Annotated in this window: 12 protein-coding genes; 10 read left to right on the top strand and 2 right to left on the bottom strand. The window is 73.2% G+C overall.

What is annotated here, in order from left to right:
* Nucleotides 1–241 precede the first annotated feature (241 nt).
* The 6 genes from OHA65_RS31160 to OHA65_RS31135 all read left to right on the top strand — a co-directional run bounded on the left by OHA65_RS31160 (nt 242) and on the right by OHA65_RS31135 (nt 8,564).
* On the top strand, nt 242–2,065 hold the full coding sequence (locus OHA65_RS31160; protein WP_327285849.1) for a long-chain fatty acid--CoA ligase: 1,824 nt from the start codon (nt 242–244) through the stop codon (nt 2,063–2,065).
* A 123-nt stretch (nt 2,066–2,188) separates the two neighbouring features.
* Nucleotides 2,189–3,460, top strand: coding sequence for an ABC transporter substrate-binding protein (locus OHA65_RS31155; protein WP_327279462.1), 1,272 nt, complete (start codon nt 2,189–2,191; stop codon nt 3,458–3,460).
* A gap of 10 nt (nt 3,461–3,470) precedes the next feature.
* A complete protein-coding gene (locus tag OHA65_RS31150; RefSeq protein ID WP_405762894.1) occupies nt 3,471–6,368 on the top strand; it encodes an ABC transporter permease subunit in 2,898 nt (965 codons plus the stop codon).
* Nucleotides 6,365–7,138 carry an ABC transporter ATP-binding protein gene (locus OHA65_RS31145; RefSeq protein ID WP_327279460.1) on the top strand — a complete coding sequence of 258 codons (774 nt, stop codon included), beginning with the start codon at nt 6,365–6,367 and terminating at the stop codon, nt 7,136–7,138. The genes OHA65_RS31150 and OHA65_RS31145 overlap by 4 nt, the downstream gene beginning before the upstream one ends.
* Nucleotides 7,139–7,282: 144 nt before the next feature.
* Nucleotides 7,283–8,131 (top strand): aldo/keto reductase, encoded by an 849-nt coding sequence (locus tag OHA65_RS31140; RefSeq protein ID WP_327279459.1) that lies wholly within the window; start codon nt 7,283–7,285, stop codon nt 8,129–8,131.
* Nucleotides 8,132–8,144: 13 nt separating this feature from the next.
* On the top strand, nt 8,145–8,564 hold the full coding sequence (locus tag OHA65_RS31135) for an RICIN domain-containing protein (RefSeq protein WP_327279458.1): 420 nt from the start codon (nt 8,145–8,147) through the stop codon (nt 8,562–8,564).
* A gap of 334 nt (nt 8,565–8,898) precedes the next feature.
* Here the strand turns inward: OHA65_RS31135 and OHA65_RS31130 are convergent, their stop codons facing one another.
* The gene (locus OHA65_RS31130; RefSeq protein ID WP_327279457.1) at nt 8,899–9,204 is read right to left on the bottom strand and encodes a 4a-hydroxytetrahydrobiopterin dehydratase; all 306 of its coding nucleotides are present in this window, start codon (nt 9,202–9,204) and stop codon (nt 8,899–8,901) included.
* Nucleotides 9,205–9,422: 218 nt separating this feature from the next.
* Here OHA65_RS31130 and OHA65_RS31125 point away from each other — a divergent pair, with 218 nt between their 5' ends.
* Together OHA65_RS31125 and OHA65_RS31120 are read left to right on the top strand one after the other, a co-directional pair.
* A complete protein-coding gene (locus OHA65_RS31125; protein WP_329315098.1) occupies nt 9,423–11,273 on the top strand; it encodes an FAD-dependent oxidoreductase in 1,851 nt (616 codons plus the stop codon).
* Nucleotides 11,274–11,321: 48 nt separating this feature from the next.
* Entirely contained in the window at nt 11,322–12,122 is an 801-nt protein-coding gene (locus tag OHA65_RS31120) for a helix-turn-helix domain-containing protein (protein ID WP_405762892.1), read from the top strand.
* Here the strand turns inward: OHA65_RS31120 and OHA65_RS31115 are convergent.
* The gene (locus OHA65_RS31115; protein WP_328764267.1) at nt 12,108–12,530 is read right to left on the bottom strand and encodes a hypothetical protein; all 423 of its coding nucleotides are present in this window, start codon (nt 12,528–12,530) and stop codon (nt 12,108–12,110) included. The genes OHA65_RS31120 and OHA65_RS31115 overlap by 15 nt on opposite strands.
* A gap of 340 nt (nt 12,531–12,870) precedes the next feature.
* On the opposite strand from OHA65_RS31115, the gene OHA65_RS31110 reads away from it, so the two are divergent.
* The gene (locus tag OHA65_RS31110; RefSeq protein WP_405762890.1) at nt 12,871–13,911 is read left to right on the top strand and encodes a hypothetical protein; all 1,041 of its coding nucleotides are present in this window, start codon (nt 12,871–12,873) and stop codon (nt 13,909–13,911) included.
* Nucleotides 13,908–14,471 (top strand): toxin-antitoxin system, toxin component, encoded by a 564-nt coding sequence (locus tag OHA65_RS31105; RefSeq protein ID WP_327279452.1) that lies wholly within the window; start codon nt 13,908–13,910, stop codon nt 14,469–14,471. Before OHA65_RS31110 ends, OHA65_RS31105 begins: the two co-directional genes overlap by 4 nt.
* Nucleotides 14,472–14,482: the final 11 nt, after the last annotated feature.

Genomic DNA, 14,482 nt, shown 5'->3' with positions numbered 1-14,482 from the left:
CCGCCGACCCCGCCCCCCGACCCGCCCCGGAGCTGCCGCGGGCCCGCTGCGGCGCCGCCCCCGAAACCGCGCACACGATCGGCGGGGCGATCCGCGTTTCCGGACCGGCGTTGCGGGGAGTTTCCTGGCGGCCGACCCTTCCCCCACCTGCCTGGGGAGGTCTTGTGGAGGTCTTCGCCCGGTGATCAACCGTGTGGAGGTGTGGGGTAGCGTCGCCGCGCTGCGCGGAGAGGAGCGGGGCATGCGCGAGATCACCGTCCCACCGGTCGTTACGGCGGCGCCCGTCGGCGGGCTTGCCGACGCCGTCTTCCGGCACGCCCAGGAGGATCCCGGCCGGGTGGTGCTCGGGCGCAAGGAGGGCGGGGTCTGGCGGGACGTGACCTCCGGGGAGCTCGCCGCCGAGGTGCTCGCGCTGGCGCGGGGGCTGCTGGCCCAGGGGGTCCGGTTCGGGGAGCGGGTCGCCGTCATGTCCCGGACCCGGTACGAGTGGACGCTGTTCGACTTCGCCCTGTGGGCGATCGGCGCGCAGCCGGTGCCCGTGTACCCGACGTCGTCCGTCGACCAGGTGCACTGGATCCTGCAGGATTCCGACTGCACCGCCTGCGTCGTGGAGGACGAGGACCAGGCCATGACCGTCGGGTCGGTCATCGAGCGGCTGCCGCACCTGCGGCGGTTGTGGCAGCTGGACGCCGGGGCGGTCGACGCGCTCGTCGCGGACGGCAGCGGGGTGGCCGAGGACCTGGTGCACCGCCACCGTGCCGCGGTCACGCCCGATGCCGTCGCCACGATCATCTACACCTCGGGGACCACCGGGCGCCCCAAGGGCTGTGTGCTCACGCACGGCAATTTCATGTACGAGGCCGACACGATGGTGGCCCGCTGGGAGTCGGTGTTCCAGGCCGGGCCGGGGGAGCAGCCGTCCACCCTGTTGTTCCTGCCGCTCGCGCACGTCTTCGGGCGGATGGTGGAGGTGGCGGCGGTCCGGGCTCGGGTGAAGCTGGGGCACCAGCCCGTGCTGGCGGCGGCCGAGCTACTGCCGGACCTCGCCGCGTTCCGGCCGACGTTCGTGCTGGGGGTCCCGTACGTCTTCGAGAAGGTCTTCGCGGCGGCCCGCCGCAAGGCGGAGGCGGAGGGGCGTACGGGGCCCTTCGACCGGGCGGTGGAGACGGCCGTGCGGTACGCGGAGGCCCGCGAGCAGAAGGCGTTCGGGGTCGGGCCGGGGCCTTCGGCAGGGCTGCGCATGGAACACCAGCTGTTCGAGAGACTGGTGTACGGGAAGGTCCGCGAGGCGATGGGCGGGCGGGTCCGGCACGCGATGTCGGGGGGATCGGCGATGTCGCGCCGCCTCGGACTGTTCTTCGACGGGGCCGGGATCACGGTGTTCGAGGGATACGGCCTGACCGAGTCGTGCGCGGCGGCCACGGCGAACCCGCCGGGCGCGACGAAGTACGGCACGGTGGGCCGGCCGATCCCGGGCAGTACGGTGCACATCGCGGACGACGGGGAGGTGTGGTTGCACGGGGGCCACGTCTTCTCCGGGTACCTGAACGACCCGCGTGCCACGGAGGAGGTGCTCCGCAGCGGCTGGCTGGCGACCGGGGACCTGGGGCGGCTGGACGAGGACGGGTACCTGACGATCACCGGGCGCAAGAAGGAGATCCTGGTGACGTCCAACGGCAAGAGCGTGGCGCCGACGGCTCTTGAGGAGCGGGTGCGTTCGCATCCGCTGGTCGCGCAGTGCGTGCTGGTGGGCAACGACCGGCCGTACGTGGCCGCCCTGCTCACCTTGGACATGGAGGGGGTCGCGCACTGGCTGTCGATGCGCGGGCGCCCTCAGCTGCCGGCGGCGCAGCTCGTCCACGATCCGGATCTGACGGCGGAGGTGCGGCGGGCCGTGGTGGCCGCGAACACGCTGGTCTCGCAGGCCGAGGCGATCCGCACCTTCCGGGTGCTGGCGGAGCAGTTCACGGAGGAACGGGGCCTGCTGACGCCCTCGTTGAAGCTGAAGCGGCGGGCGATCGAGAAGGCGTACGCGATGGAGGTGGCGGCCCTCTACCAGCCATGACGGCCCGCAGGGACTACGCGTAACAGTTGACTGACGATCCGTCATTTACGCTCGCCCGCAATATTGACGATCCGTCAGGTCGCACACAGAATGCGGGGATTCCGACCGGAGGGGATCCCACACATGTTGCGACCGATCCGCACCCTGGCCGCCGCGGCAGCCGCACTAGCGCTCGTCTCCGCCTGCAACTCCGCCTCCACCGCGGGCTCCTCCGGCAAGCCCGACGACGCCGCCGCGGCCGCCGACTCCCGCGGGGTGACCGGCGACTCGGTCAAGGTCGGCGGCATCGTCTCGATGACCAGCGCCGGCGGCTACAGCAAGAAGGACACCGACCTCGGGGCGAAGGCCCGGTACCTGCGGGCCAACGCGGAGGGCGGGATCAACGGCCGCAAGATCGACTACCTGGGCGCGGAGGACGACGGCCAGGACCCCGCCAAGAACATGGCCGCCGCCCGCAAACTCGTCCAGCAGGACAAGGTCTTCGCGATCGCCCCCATGAGCTCGGTCACCTTCTCCGGCGCCGACTTCCTGGAACAGCAGAAGGTCCCCACCTTCGGCTGGGGCACCCTCCCCTCCTTCTGCGGCCCCAAGTACGCCTACGGCTTCAACGGCTGCCTGGTCCCCTCCCCGGGCGGCACCCTGAACCAGACCTGGCCCGAGGGCATCGCCCAGATCCTCGGCGGGGCCGGGGGCAAGTCGGTCGCGATCATCGCCAACGACAGCGACGCCGGCAAGTTCGGCATCCGCACCTTCCAGCAGGGTTTCACGAGCGCCGGGTTCACGGTCTCCTACGCCAAGGCCTCGGTACCGGCCACCGCCGTGCCGAGCGACTGGTCTGCGTACGTGAAGGACCTCCTCGCCGGCAGCGGGGGCAAGGCTCCCGACGCGGTCGTGTCGGTCATGCAGACCCCGAACAACATCGGCCTGTTCACCGCCCTCAAGCGCGCCGGGTACAAGGGCCTGCTCTCCGACCCCACCGACTACGACCCGGGGCTGCTCGCCCAGGACACCACCCGGCAGGCCCTCGACGGGGTGCACGTCCTGCTGCAGTTCGAGCCCTTCGAGTCGACCGGCCCGGCGATGGCGCAGTTCAAGGCGGACATCAAGGCGGCTTCGGGCGGCCGGGAAGTCCCCCTGAACATGCACATGTTGACCGGCTACATGTCTGCCGACCTGTTCGTGTCCATCGCGCAGAAGGCGGGCAGGGACCTCACCGTCTCGCACTTCCAGAGCGCCGCGCAGGGCTACTCCGACACCGGGACCCTCGTCGGCGACCGGTCGGAGCCCAAGGGGCAGAAGGACAGCTTCGGCTGCGGGGCGCTGGTCCAGCTGAAGAACGGCGCGTACGAGGTCTCCGTACCGTTCACCTGCCGCCCTCCGATCCCCTTCAAGTAGGACCGGTCCCATGGGAGATCTGCTCGTCTTCGTCCTGAGCGGTCTGGTCTCCGGCGCCCTGTACGCACTGCTCGCCACCGGGCTGGTGCTGTCGTACTCGGCGTCCGGGCTCTTCAACTTCGCGCACGGGGCCACCGCCTACCTGTGCGCCCTGACCTTCTACGAGGTGCACTCCGGGCTGGGCTGGCCGGCCGTCCCGGCGGCCCTGTTGGTGGTGTGCGTACTGGCCCCCGGGCTCGGCTGGGGACTGGACCGGCTGATGTTCCGGCGGCTCGCCCGCGTCGGTGAGACGGCGCAGATCGTGGCCACGATCGGGCTGCTGGTGGCCCTGCCGGCGGCCGGACTGTGGGCCGTGGAGCTGCTGGCCGACGCGGGCGCACCCGTCGAACCCGCGGAGAACCGGTTCGGGCTGCCGGGGGTGGGGCCGAGCCCGGCACGGTCCTGGCAGCTCGCCGAGGGCGTCGGCATCGACTCCGACCAGCTGATCACCTGGGTGGTGACGGCGGTGGTGGCGGTGGCCCTGTGGGCGCTGATGCGGCACACGCGGCTGGGGCTGCACCTGCGGGCCGCCGTCGACGACCGCTCGCTTACCGAGCTGCGCGGGATCAGCGCCGACCGCCTGTCGTCCGTGGCCTGGATGATCGCGTCCGCACTGGCGGGGCTCGCGGGCGTGCTGGCGACGCCGCTGCTGGGGCTGTCGGCGCACGACTTCACGCTGTTCCTGTTCGTCTCGGCGACGGCGGCCGTGCTCGGGCGGTTCGTGTCCGTGCCGCTCGCGTTCGCGGGCGGACTGGGGCTGGGCGTGCTGCAGAACCTGGTCGCCGGGTACGCGTCCTTCGCCGATCGAATCACCGGGTTCCGGACGGCGGTGCCCTTCCTCATCCTGTTCGGCGGACTGCTGGTGCTGACCCGGCGGGCCCGGACGGCGGGGACCGCGGCCGCGGACCCGGCGCCCGCGGACCATCCGGCCGGCGCCCCGTGGGGCCGGCGGTGGGGGGTGTGGGCGGTGCTCTGCGGGGCGCTGTGCGTCGCGTTCTACACGGTGACCACGCCCTTCTGGAGCGGGCTGCTCGCCCAGGGGCTGGCCTTCGGCCTGCTGTTCATGTCCTTCACGGTGGTGACCGGGCTCGGGGCGATGGTGTCGCTGGCGCAGGGCACCTTCGTGACGGGAGCCGCGCTGGTCGCGGGGCTGCTGATGAGCCGCGGCTGGCCGTTCGCGGCGGCGCTGGCGGTGGGGACCTGCGCGGCGGCGCTGCTCGGGGCGCTGGTCGCACTTCCCGCACTGCGGCTGGGCGGGCGGACGCTGGCCCTGGCGACACTGGCCCTGGCGTTCCTCGCGGACCAGGTGTTGTTCCAGCTGCGGTGGCTGCGCAACGGGGACGCCGGATGGACGGTCCCGCGGCCCGTGCTCGGACCGGTGGACCTCGGCGACGACCGCGCGCTGGGGGTGGCGCTGGTGGTGGTCGTCGCCGTGTGCGCGGCCGGGCTGAGCGCGCTGCGGAACTCGCCGTCGGGGCGGGCGATGCTGGCTGTACGGTCGGCTCCGGCGGCGGCGATGGCCTCGGGGGTGTCGGTACTGCGCACGAAGCTGCTGCTGTTCACGCTCTCCGCGGGCCTGGCCGGGTTCGGCGGCGTGCTGCTCGCCTCGTACAACACCCGGATCACGGCGACGGACTTCACGGCGATGACGGGACTGGTGTGGCTGGCGGTCGTGGTCGCCGCGGGGCTGCGGCGGCCGCAGTACGCGGTGGTGGCGGGGGTCGTGTACGCCGTGGCCCCGCGCGTGCTGGCCGATTTCGTGACGGCGTCGGGGTACGTGCCGGTGATCCTGTTCGGGCTGGCGGGACTGGCACTCGCCAACGACCCGGACGGGTACTGCGCCGCGATCCCGGTACGGCTCGCCCGACGGCGGGCCGTGGCCCGGGCCGGCGCCGGAGCCCCAGCGGATCAGGGGACCGCCCGCGCAAGCCGGGCCGTCCCCGGGCCCCGGGCCGTCGGCGGGACCGCGGTCCCCGGGGGGCTCTCCCCCGCTCCGCCCCTTCGCCGTTTCCCGGGCACTGCCCGGACCCACGCCTCGAACGCCGGCGGGGCCGAGTCGGGCCGCCCGCCGTCCGAGAGCGCGGGCGCGGGCACGGGCACGGGCGCACAGCGCATGAACGGGGTCCGGGGCAGAGCCCCGGTTCCGGGAAGGGGCGGGGTGGCGGAAGGCCCCGCAGTTCCCGTGCTGGAGCTGCGGGGCGTCACCGCCGGGTACGACGGCGGCCTCGTACTGCACGGGGTCGATCTCGCCGTCCGGAAAGGGGAGATCCTCGTCGTGCTCGGACCCAACGGGGCCGGCAAGAGCACCGCGTGCCGGGTGGCCGCCGGGGCCCTGGCCGCCGGGAGCGGGCGGGTCCTCGTACGGGGGCGGGACGTGACCCGCGACGGGCCCGTGCGGCGGGCCGGCCGCGGGGTGCTGCTCGCTCCCGAAGGGCGGGGGATCTTCCCCTCCCTCGACGTCGAGGAGAACCTGGCGCTGTACCTGAGGGACCCAGCCGAACGGGACGCCGTCTACGCACGGTTCCCGCGGCTGCGGGAGCGGCGGGGCGTCGCCGCCGGGGCGCTGTCCGGCGGCGAGCAGCAGATGCTGGCCCTCGCCCCGCTGCTGCAGCGCCCGCCCGAGGTGCTGATCGCCGACGAGCCTTCGCTCGGGCTGGCGCCGAGGGTGGTGGAGGAGGTGTACGGACTGCTCACCGAGCTCCGGGACGCCGGGACCGCGCTGTTGCTGGTGGAGGAGAAGGCCGCCGGGATCCTCGGGGTCGCCGACACCGTCGCGTACCTCTCCCGGGGGCGGGTCTCGTGGTGCGGTCCACGCGGCGAGGTGGAGGCCGACCGGCTCGCCGCGGCCTATCTGGGGAGGACGCCATGACGGCGCCGTACGTGCTTGAGGGCTCCGGGATCGGCGTCCGGTTCGGTGGGGTGAAGGCTCTGACGGGGGTGGACCTCGGCGTCCGCGCCGGGGAGGTGTGCGGGCTGATCGGGCCGAACGGGGCCGGGAAGACCACGCTGTTCGACGTGCTGTCCGGGATCCGGCGGCCCGACCGGGGCCGGGTGCGCCTTCGGGGAGAGGACGTCACCCGCCGTTCGCCGGTCTGGCGGGCCCGGCACGGGATGCGCCGGACGTTCCAGCGCCAGCAGCTGTTCGGGCAGCTCAGCGTGGCCGACAACCTGCTCGTCGCGCAGGAGTGGCGCGGCGGCGGGGGCGGGCTCGCCGCCGACCTGCTCGGGTCCCCGGCCCGGCGCCGTCGGGAGCGGGAGCGGCGGGAGCGGGGGGAGCGCGTCCTCGCCGCCTGCGGGATCGGGGCGCTGGGGGCGCTGCCCGCGGCCGGGCTTCCGGTGGGCCGGGCCCGGATGGTCGAGCTGGCCCGGGCCGTCGCCGATCCGCCGCAGGTGTTGCTGCTGGACGAGCCCGCGTCCGGCCTGTCGGCCACCGAACGCGAGCAGCTCGCGGCGGTCGTCCGGCGGCTGGCCGAGGAGGAGGGCTGCGCGGTGCTGCTGGTGGAACACGACGTGGCCTTCGTGATGGACCTCTGCACACGGGTGGTCGTCCTGGACCTCGGAACGGTCCTCGCGCAGGGCCCGCCCGCCGAGGTCCGGGCCGATCCGCTCGTCCGGCAGGCCTATCTGGGGGTGTCCTGACGGTGTGTCCGGCAGCAGTCCGGCCCTGCCGGACTCTGGCGGGACTACGATCGCCGCGGCGGCCGGCCGTCGCCGCTCGCACCCGGTACCTGACCGCCCAGCCGGAGCGCGCCCCAGCCCGCCGACCAGAGGGAACAGCCAGACGTGAACCAGGTCCCCGCCATCTGGCTCAACAACGGCACGCCCATGCCCCAGCTCGGTTTCGGCGTCTTCCAGGTCCCGGACTCCGAAGCCGCGCAGGCCGTCGGGGCGGCGCTGGAGGCGGGGTACCGGAGCATCGACACGGCGGCCGCGTACGGCAACGAGAAGGGCATCGGCCAGGCCCTCGCCGCTTCCGGGGTGCCGCGCGAAGAGCTGTTCGTCACCACCAAACTGTGGAACGGCCGCTCCCGGACCTGGCGCCGCGACGACGTGCTGCGCGCGTTCGACCACTCCCTGGACAAGCTGGGCCTCGAACACATCGACCTGTACCTGATCCACTGGCCGCGCCCGATGCGCGACGACTTCCTCGCCATCTGGAAGACGTTCGAGGAGATCGCGCAGAGCGGCCGCGCCCATTCCGTCGGCGTGTCGAACTTCCGCCCGGCCGACCTGGAGCGGCTCGGCGCAGAGAGCACGCTGGTCCCGGCCGTGAACCAGATCGAGTTGCACCCGCTGTTCCCGCAGCCCGAGTTGCGCGCCCTGCACTCCCGGCTCGGCATCGCCACCGAAGCCTGGTCCCCGCTCGGCCAGGGCAAGGAGCTGCTGACGCTCCCGGCGGTCGCCGAGACCGCCGCCAAACACGGGCGTTCCGCCGCCCAGGTGGTGCTGCGCTGGCACCTGGACCTCGGGAACATCGTGATCCCGAAGTCGGTGACCCCGTCGCGGATCCGGGAGAACCTGGACGTCTTCGGCTTCGAGCTGGACGCTGCGGACCGCGCCGCGCTGGACGCGCTGGCTACGGGTCCCTCGGCGGGGCGGATCGGGCCGGATCCGGCCGTCTTCGACGTCTGAGCCGCAGGTGCCCGTGAGCGCCGGGGTCCACCGGATCCGCAACGCCGCCAGCGGCCTGCTGCTCCGGCTGGAGGGCGGCACCCGGGTGGGAGTGGGCCCGGACGGCCCGCCCTCGCCACCGGCGGCCGGGCTGTGGCGGATCGTGCCGGTCCACAGCGGAGGCGGGATCGTCCACGTCGTCAGCGTGCACAACGACAAGCTGCTGGACGTCGCCAACGCGTCCACGGAGAGCGGCACCCGGGTCCAGGTGTGGCGGGCGAACGCGTTCGGCGCGCAGGAGTGGATCATCGAGGAGCATCTCGACGATCCCGGGGTGGTGTCCTTGATCGCCTGCATCAGCGGCCTGCCGCTGGAGGCGGACGAGGAGGGCCGGGCCCGCGTGTGCGAGGACACCGACTCCCCCGCCCAGTGGTGGCACCTCGAACCCTCCTGAGGAGTCGCGGGCGGGGTCGCCCCAGGACCAGAGGGCCTCGGCTTCCCCGCCGTCCGTCGCCTCACGGTGGTTGCGCGGGCACAGGCGGGCGAAGTTGCGCACGTCGTTCGGTCGGGACCTCAGGGACGTCCTCACATTGCCTTCACCCCGTGCGGACTCCCGTTCACGGGCGCACCGCAGTCGCCGCCCCTGACGGCGGGCGTTCGTACCGGGCTTCGGGCGGGTGCGGGCCGAGCGCCGCGGCGACGGCAGCCGGGCGCACGGGGTGCCACCGCGGTGGCGTCGTGCGCGGCGGCCTCGGCGTGGTGGTCGAGCAGCGGCTTCGCCGTCGGCGTCAGCTCGCGCCGTGGGCGGGAGCGAGGGCCTCGACCCGTTCGGCCAGCGCGAAGTCGGCGCCGGTGACGGCGTCGCCGGCGCTGTGCGTGTTCACGGACACCCGGACCGTGTTGTAGCCGAGGGTCAGGTCGGAGTGGTGGTTCAACTCCTCTTGGACCGTGGCGATGTGGACGACGAGCGCGCTCGCCGCGAAGTGGGTGCCCAGCCGGTAGGTGCGGATGATCCGGTCGTCCTCGAAGGCCCAGCCGGGGAGTTCCCGCAACCGGTCCTCGATCTCCTTCTGCGAAAGCGGCTCGTCTGCCATCGGCATGCTCCTTCACCGTGGGGGCCCGTTTTCCGACGTGTGGTCAAGGTTCCCACAGCGCACGCCGGAGGGAAGGTTTCGCGCCATAGTGCGTGCGGGTGCTTCCGAGCCTTCCGGGTCCGCGGTGGCGCCCTTATGCTCCTGCGCCGAACGCCACTGTTACCGCCGGTAATGCACATCGGCCTCCGCTTCGGACCGGACACCAAAGGGGCTTCCTCATGACGCGCAGGCGCAGCACAGGCAGCACGGGCAGCACGGGCAGCACCGGCAGTTCGAGGCGCACGTTCATCGCCGGCGCCGCCGCCACCGCCGGGACGCTGGGAACCACCGGGGCCGTCGCCGCCCCCGCCCGCGCCCGGTCCCCGCAGCCGGTCGCAGACCGGACCCCCCGGACCGCCGCAGCCCCGAACGGCCGCCGGGTCGCCGTCCTCGGCGGCGGGGTCGCCGGGCTCACCGCGGCCCACGAACTCGCCGAGCGCGGCTACGCCGTCACCGTCTACGAGCGCCGCGCACTCGGCGGCAAGGCCCGCAGCATGGACGTCCCCGGCAGCGCCCGCGGCGGCCGCCGGCCCCTGCCTGCCGAGCACGGGTTCCGCTTCATCCCAGGCATTTACCACAACCTGCCCGACACCATGCGGCGCATCCCCTTCCCCGGCAACGCCCACGGCGTGTGGGACAACCTCGTGGCCCCGCCCGAGATGATGTTCGCCCGGGCGGCCGGCCGCGAGGACCTGCGCGCCCCCATCCCCTGGCCCGACCACTCCCCCGCCGCGCTGACGCCCGACGAGATCCGCCGCGCCCTGACCGGCCTCCTGCAGTCGCTCGTCCGACTGCCGGCGCACGAGAGCGCGTACTTCGTCGACCGCGTCCTGGTCTTCCTCACCAGCTGCGACGAGCGCCGCAAGGAGGTCTGGGAACACACCCCCTGGTGGGAGTTCGTGCGGGCCGCGCAGATGTCGAACGAGTACCAGCGCATCCTCGCCGTCGGCATCACCCGCAACATCGTCGCCACCAAGGCCGAGGAGGCCTCCACCCGTACCGTCGGCGCCCTCGGCGAGGCCTTCGTCTTCAACGCGCTGGGACGCGGCGCGGACGGGCCGCCGGACCGGATCCTCAACCTGCCAACCAACGAAGCGTGGATCGACCCCTGGGAAGCCCATCTGCGCTCGCTCGGCGTGGAGTTCCGGATCGGCTGGTCGGTCCAGGAGGTGCGGTACGGGGACGGCCGGGTCAGCGGGGTCACGGCCCTGGACCCGGCCGGGGCCCGGCAGGACGTCACCGCGGACCACTACGTCAGCGCCCTGCCCGTCGAGCACGCCCGGCGCACCTGGAGCGCGGGGCTGCGGGCCGCGGACCCGATGCTGGGCCGCTGCGACCTCCTGGAGACCGACTGGATGACCGGAATCCAGTTCTACCTCACCGAACGCGCACCCCTCGTCCACGGGCACCTCAACTGCATCGATTCGCCCTGGTCGTTGACGGCGATCCAGCAGGCTGAGCACTGGCCGGCCCGCGATTTCCCGGCCGCCTACGGCGACGGGGTGGCGGTGGACTGCCTGTCGGTGGACATCTCCGACTGGGACAAGCCGGGGATCCTGTACGGGAAGACGGCCAAGCAGTGCACCCGCGAGGAGGTCGCCCGCGAGGTGTGGGCGCAGCTGAAGGCTTCCCTGAACGACACCGGGAAGACGCCCCTGACCGACCGCACCCTGCACTCGTGGTTCTTGGACCCGGGGGTGGACGGGCTCGGCACCCCGAACCCCACCAACCAGGACCAGCTGCTGATCCACCCCACCGGCACCTTCCACAACCGGCCGAGCGCGGACACCCGCATCCCCAACTTCTTCCTCAGCGGGGACTACGTGGCCGTCGACATCGATCTGGCGACGATGGAGGGCGCCAACGCCTCGGCCCGGGCGGCCGTCAACGCCCTGCTGGACAGCGACGGTTCGACGGCGCAGCGGTGCGCGGTCCTGCCGATGTACCACGCCCCGGAGATGGAGTCCTTCAAGCGGCACGACCTGTGGCGCCACCGACTCGGCCTGCGCAACGTCTTCGACCTGGGCTGAGCGCCCCGGCCAGGGCCCGGTCCGGACGACGGGCCCTATCGTCGGGGCATGAACTCCACCCCGTCCGTCGGACCCCTGCTGCGCACCTGGCGGGAGCGGCGCGGCATCAGCCAACTGGAACTGGCGGGCCGCGCCGACTCCTCGTCGCGACACATCAGTTTCATCGAGAACGGTCGGTCCCGGCCGAGCAGGGACATGGTCCTGCGGCTCGCGGACCACCTCGACGTGCCCGTCCGTGACCGCAACGCGCTGCTCCTCGCTGCGGGTTACGCCCCGCACTACGCACAGACCCCGCTCGACGACCCGTCGATGGGGACGCTGCGCGAGGGCCTGGAGCGGCTACTGACCGGCTACGAGCCGTATCCGGCACTGATCGTGGACGCCGCGTACGACGTCGTCGCCGCCAACCGCGGTATCGCGATGCTGCTCGACGGCTTGCCCGGGCACCTGCTGGCCCCGCCGCTGAACGCCATGCGGATCACCCTGCACCCCGAGGGGCTGGCGCCGAGGATCCGCAACCTCGGGGAGTGGCGCGGGCACCTGCTGGCCCAGATGGAGCGGCAGATCGCACTGTCCCGGTCCGCGCCGCTGCGCGCGCTGTACGAGGAGGTGGCCGGCTATCCGGTCCCCGGGAGGCCGCCCGGCGACGCCGGAGCCGAGCCCGAGGAGGCCGTCCCGTACGTCGCGCTCCCGCTGGTGATCGAGCACGACGGGCAGGTGCTCTCCTTCGTGTCCTCAATCGCGACCTTCAACACGCCGATGGACGTGACCGTCGCCGAGCTGGCCATCGAGACGCTGCTCCCGGCCGACCCGGCGACGGTGAAGTACCTGCGCTCACTGGAGCCCTGAGGCGGACCGCAGCGCCAGCCGCTGGAAGAGGGCCAACGCGGCCACGGTGAGCGCCTGGAGCGGGATCCACACCAGCCCGGCGGTGGTGGGGGCGTCCCACAGGAACAGGGAGACCAGGCTGAGGGCCGCCCAGGCGTAGTTGGCCTCGATGACGAACTTCACCGGGCCGACCGGCGGCCGGCGGCGCGCGGCGAGCAGGCCGACGCCGGCCCCGTAGAGGGTCAGGAACAGGCCGAGTTCGAGCAGCGTGGTCGGGCCGACGCCGAGCAGTCGCCCGAGGGGGGCGCAGAAGACGGTGTACGCGAGGCCGTTCCCGGCGGTGACCACGGAGTCGAGGGCCAGGAAGCGGCGCAGCGCGGTCTGCGGGACGGTGGTGCGGGCGATGCTGCCGAGCAGGGTCGCGGACATGACGGATCAGCCTCCGGGGGCGGTCGGGGTGTTCGGGTGGCCGCGGTCGCGGTCGCCGTGGCGGTGCGGTCGCGCTCTCACGGTCGAACGTGCTGGTGGGACGGGTTCCGAGGCCGAGTGCGCGGACTCGGAACCCGATGGCTCCACTGTGCCGCCGGGCCGCGCCGCGGTCGATTACCCCTGGAGTCATGCCCGTTGGGGGCGCGGCGGCGGCGCCAACCTTCTTTGAGTCACATCGCAAGAAAGGTTGGGGTTCTCCTGTTTCGCCGGGGGGTCGACGGCTACGCTGCAACACAGCCGAAGCTCTCGAACGTCCTGTCGACATACGGAGAACCTCACGGTGCCAGCCGCTGCCCGACCCGATCTGGCCTCCACCTGGGCCCGCGTCGAGGCGTTGGCCGAGCGGAGCGGCCGGGACCCGGCCGAGGTGCTGTCCCCGGAGCGGCTGAGCCGCCTGTGCGGGGTCGAGCCCACGCTCGTCCCCCGGGTCGTGGCCGGGACCGCGCCCGGGGTCCCCTTGTGCCTGCGGGTGCACCGCCGCTTCCTGCGGCTGCGGGCCACCCGACGCGACAAGCACGGCCGCGAATGGTCCCTCGCCGCCATCGCGGAGGACTTCCGGGCGCCCGGCGCCTCCCTCGGCCCCCTCAACGCGGGCACCGGACTGCCCCGGCTGGGCCACGCGGCCGGCGTGCAGCGGTTCTTCGGGGTCTACGCGGGCTTCCTCCTCGCCGACAGCCAGTGCGCCGTGGAGCGCGCGCTCGCCGCCACCGGCTCCGGCTCCGGCGCCGCGCCGGACCTCGGGCACCTCTCGTACCTGACGGGCATGCCCCCGTACGACATCCGGCTCACCCTCGACGGCGCACCGCCCCGGCTCCCGCTGAAGGAGCAGGTGCACCAGCGGTTCGAGCACCTGCGCCGCACCCGGCCGCGGGCGGACGGCCAGCCCCACTCCCTCGCCGCCATCGCCCACTCCTTCCACGCGTCGGGGCAGTCCCTGACCCGCCTCGCGCGCGGCGAGGGCCTGCCCAACCTCGCCGCGGCCGCCGGGATCCAACGGTTCTACGGGGTGGACGGCGGCTTCCTGCTGGCCGACGACACCGAGGCGCTCGCCACCGCCCTCGCCGGGATCGGGCACGAGCTGGAAACCGCCGGGCGGAACGCGGAAAACCCGATGCTCGCCGTCCTGCGGGCGCACGATGTACGGAGCATCGTCACACGGGCCGGGCGGCTCTCTCCGGCGGGCTGGAAGTCGCTGGCCGACCACCTCGACGACCTGCTGGCACGCGAAGGAGTGCTGGTCCGTCCGGGCGCGGGCCTCGAACGCGCGCACCCGATGGCGGTGCCCGACGACCTGAAGGCTGCCGAGGGGGGAGCGCCATGAGGACCACACGGACCATGCGGAAACTCGGCGGATATCTGCTGGCGGAGGCGCGCCTGGTGCAACCGGCCGATGCAGCCGAGATCATCGGGAGCCTGTGCGCCGCGTACGGCAGGCGGCGCGGCGGACGGCAGGTGGATTTCCGGTTCGCCGGGTTCCCGCCCGACACGGCCAGCGGGTTGTGGCTGGAGATGGCGGAGCGCGACCTGCTCGTCATCGAGGAGCGCACCCGGCCCGAGCACCAACTGGTCATCGCCTGCCACGAGTTATGGCACATGGAGGAAGGCACCTGTGACAGCCACGGCCCGGGCATGGCCGTGGCGGCCCGGCTCACGGGAGACCGGGGCGACCTCGCGGAGCTGCTGCGCTCGGAGACCGGACTGGGCAGCGTGGTCCGGCAGGCGGCCGCCCGCGCCGACCGGGAGGACCCGGCGGAGATCCGGGCGGAGACCTTCGGCCTGTACCTCGGCCAGCTCCTGAAGGCGTTCCTGCCGGGGCCCCGCGAAGAGCGGTTCCCCGAGGCGATCGAGCGCATCAAGACCTCGCTCGGCTGGGGCCGTTGAGCGCACGTCCC

This window comes from Streptomyces sp. NBC_00045, assembly GCF_045041095.1.
GTDB lineage: Bacteria > Actinomycetota > Actinomycetes > Streptomycetales > Streptomycetaceae > Streptomyces.
Note: the sequence above shows the minus strand (reverse complement) of the source record. Positions and strands in the feature narration are given on the sequence as shown.

Excerpts from the sequence above, each read along its gene's own strand:
- OHA65_RS31160 (WP_327285849.1), top strand. The coding sequence starts at position 242 with ATGCGCGAGATCACCGTCCCACCGGTCGTTACGGCGGCGCCCGTCGGC.
- OHA65_RS31145 (WP_327279460.1), top strand. The coding sequence starts at position 6,365 with ATGACGGCGCCGTACGTGCTTGAGGGCTCCGGGATCGGCGTCCGGTTC.
- OHA65_RS31150 (WP_405762894.1), top strand. The coding sequence starts at position 3,471 with ATGGGAGATCTGCTCGTCTTCGTCCTGAGCGGTCTGGTCTCCGGCGCC.
- OHA65_RS31125 (WP_329315098.1), top strand. The coding sequence starts at position 9,423 with ATGACGCGCAGGCGCAGCACAGGCAGCACGGGCAGCACGGGCAGCACC.
- OHA65_RS31155 (WP_327279462.1), top strand. The coding sequence starts at position 2,189 with ATGTTGCGACCGATCCGCACCCTGGCCGCCGCGGCAGCCGCACTAGCG.
- OHA65_RS31120 (WP_405762892.1), top strand. The coding sequence starts at position 11,322 with ATGAACTCCACCCCGTCCGTCGGACCCCTGCTGCGCACCTGGCGGGAG.
- OHA65_RS31105 (WP_327279452.1), top strand. The coding sequence starts at position 13,908 with ATGAGGACCACACGGACCATGCGGAAACTCGGCGGATATCTGCTGGCG.
- OHA65_RS31115 (WP_328764267.1), bottom strand. The coding sequence starts at position 12,530 with ATGTCCGCGACCCTGCTCGGCAGCATCGCCCGCACCACCGTCCCGCAG.
- OHA65_RS31130 (WP_327279457.1), bottom strand. The coding sequence starts at position 9,204 with ATGGCAGACGAGCCGCTTTCGCAGAAGGAGATCGAGGACCGGTTGCGG.